This window comes from Bartonella sp. AP150HLJHH (assembly GCF_042196385.1).
In the GTDB taxonomy this organism is placed as follows: domain Bacteria; phylum Pseudomonadota; class Alphaproteobacteria; order Rhizobiales; family Rhizobiaceae; genus Bartonella.
This window is the reverse complement of sequence record NZ_JBHIQC010000110.1, coordinates 1-862: the sequence shown is the minus strand read 5'-3', so window position 1 is coordinate 862 and position 862 is coordinate 1. Positions and strand designations below refer to the sequence as shown.

1 protein-coding gene is annotated in these 862 nt (G+C 46.5%); it reads right to left on the bottom strand.

The genetic code is table 11. The annotated features are described in order from the left end of the window. The coding region (locus ACFING_RS09945; RefSeq protein WP_375630808.1) for a DUF4815 domain-containing protein at positions 1-862 on the bottom strand (862 nt) is incomplete at both ends.

Here is an 862-nt window from a genome sequence, read left to right as displayed (position 1 = left end):
CTTTATCAGCCGTGATTTTTGCGCGATAGCGATAAGTCACCTTATAGCTGCTCCCTGCTAAAGGTTCGTCTCCCACCAGTGCCCAATCAATGGTGTCTCCTGTTTTTTTAAAATCTGTGCCTTCTTTAAATTCCTTGCTTCCTTGAACGATTTTGATAAACGCGGTGATGCTTTTATCAGGAACACCATCACGCCCAGCGGCAACGGCACCACGGGTGACGTTAACGGTTTTTTCTTTTGTCAACAAAAGAGACTGAATATCGGCAATAGGAAAATAATAGGGTTTAAAGGTGAAACTTGTTTTCCCTTTTGGGGGCGCAAAAATATGCGTTTCGCTTGGAACAACGCTTGTCGAAAAGTCCTCGAGTTCTTCATGGCGCAAGGCGGCAAGGCGTTTGCGTTTAAAGCCATTGATATTGGCTTCTCCTTCTTGAATACTAAAGACTTGGCAACCGTTATTTGCTCCCAATGCACTTACTCGGCATCCCCCCACGATATAATGTCCATGGGCGCGGTCGTACGTCGCAATGGCTTGCATGGCCGGTTCAAGGAGTGAGGGCGATTTTTGATCAATCAAAACGCCATCTTGTAAAATATAAACCGGAAAGAAAGTGCCATTCTGCTCATCCTCTTTTAGTGCCCAAACAAGCTTTGCTGTTTCGCGTGCGGCACCAGGCTCTCCTTCTGCCAATGTGCCAGGGACTTGCCCCAACAACTCTGGATCATCCTCATGGGTTATCCATTTTTTTTGCAGCTTCACACCAATTTCCAAGCGCCCAATCATGGCAACATTGTTGAGTACAGCGGGTGCAACGGGGAAAATATCGCCTGCGATATAAATCTTGCCATCCGTTAAAGTGAC